Raw genomic sequence first — 2,018 nt, forward strand, 5'->3', positions numbered from 1 at the left:
GCAGCGGTGAACGTATCTGATCTTAAACAGGCTGCTGATGACAGCATTACGCAAGCCGTAACGCAAGCCACACAAAAAGGACTTGTATTCAATGCTAATGTTGGTGGGCCTAAGCCCAACCAACTAGGGTCTACCGTTACCATTAAAGGTACGGCAGATATACCGGCTAATGCCTCTGAAGAGGACAAACAATACGATGGTAAAAACGTACTCACATCGATTGCACAAGGTGATGATGGGAATACGACAGTAACAGTGAAACTTAATAAAGACTTAACATCGAAATCTGTTACTACTACTACATTGACCGTCAAAGGCGAAGCTGGTAAGCCAGGTACACCAGGTAAAGATCCTAACATCATCGTCGGTGAAAAAGGTGAAAAAGGTTCCGATGGTACCATCGGCGTACATGGTAAAGATGGGTCTTCGGTAACGATTCATGGTAAGAATGGATCCATTGGTCTAGCAGGCAAGAATGGTGCTAACGGCCTTACCATTAAAGGTGATAAGGGCGTGAATGGCGTAGATGGTCAAGATGGCCAAGATGGCATGACGCGTATCATCTACGAAACACAAGAAGTAGACCCGAAGAATCCAGATAAAAAGAAACCTGTGAAACACGAAGTGGCCACTATGGATGATGGCATGAAATATGCCGGTGACGATGTTACCGCTACTGACACTACGAATGTGATCACAAAGAAACTCAATAGTACGTTGAATATCATTGGCGGTGCTAAGAAAGACACCTTAACAGATAAGAACATTGGCGTAAACAATGTAGATGGTACACTCAAGGTACAATTAGCGTCTGACTTACAAGGTATTACCTCCATTACAGGTAAAGGAGGTATAGATAACTTGACCATCTCCAATGGGGGTACGACCCTCACCATTACGAGCGGTACAAAAACCGTAGGAGACGGTGGCAAAGAAGAAACCAAACCAGGCACCATCTCTGTCGGTGGCGCTAAAATCACGAACGTCGCTAATGGTACAGAAAATACTGATGTAGTGAATCTATCTCAATTGACAGAGGTCGCGTCGAAAGAACTTCACATTAAACCAACTGAAGACAAGACAACCTACGAAGTCGATGACAAAGGCAAAGTAACACTTTCCTATGTCAATGGCAAAGAAGAAGATGTGCCTGGTAAGAAAGCCGTGATTTCCGGTATTGCGAAAAATGATTTATCGAATATTACAGATGATGGTGAGAAAGTGATATCGAATGTAGCCAAAGACGCCGTCGTTGTTACATCTGGATCTAACAATGTCACCGTTACATCAGATAAAAATACAGACGGTAAAGTTACCTATGCCGTATCGGTAAAAGAAAGTAACTTCAAAAACGGTACGAATACAACCGTAACTGGTACAGGTGCCGAAGATACTCCATATGCAGTGAATGTAACAGGCGACATCAGTAATATTACATCCATTACCAATACAAAAGGATCTGGTACAGTATCCTTTGATGCGAATGGCGTAACTACATTTAGCGGTGGAGAAAAAGCTACCGATAAGAAAGTCACTGTGAATGGTACGACTGGTACTGTTGTAGCTGGTACTGGTGATAATAAAGTTACGATTGACGGGACCACAGGCACTGTATCTACTGGTGATACCACTGTTTCTACAACGGGTGTGGTTGTGAAAAAGGACAAGAAAGCATCTAAAGTAGATGCTGCAGGCGCTACGTTCATAGATGATACAAAAGCAACGAACGTGACAAGCACCACCATTCGCGTGAATGGCGTAAAAGGTGACAATGACACTGTTACTGGTGGCGTGGTAATTGGTAAGCAATCCGTTACCCCTAGTGCCGATGGCACCACACCAGCACAGGGAGCAAAGGAAACCCCTGGTAACTTTGTCACAGGATTAGATAACAAAGACTGGAATGTAACAAGTCCAACCTTTGTATCAGGTCGTGCTGCGACGGAAGATCAGTTGAAAACGATATCCGCTGAAATTGCAAACAAATCTAGTACAGACTATCGACTTGTGGCAAATCC

Annotated in this window: 1 pseudogene; it reads left to right on the forward strand. The window is 43.7% G+C overall.

Going from position 1 to position 2,018, the window contains the following annotated elements:
• Nucleotides 1–2,018 (forward strand): annotated as a pseudogene (locus tag K357_RS09100) (hypothetical protein); the annotation flags it as partial.

The organism is Veillonella montpellierensis DSM 17217 (assembly GCF_000426745.1).
GTDB classification, from domain to species: domain Bacteria; phylum Bacillota; class Negativicutes; order Veillonellales; family Veillonellaceae; genus Veillonella; species Veillonella montpellierensis.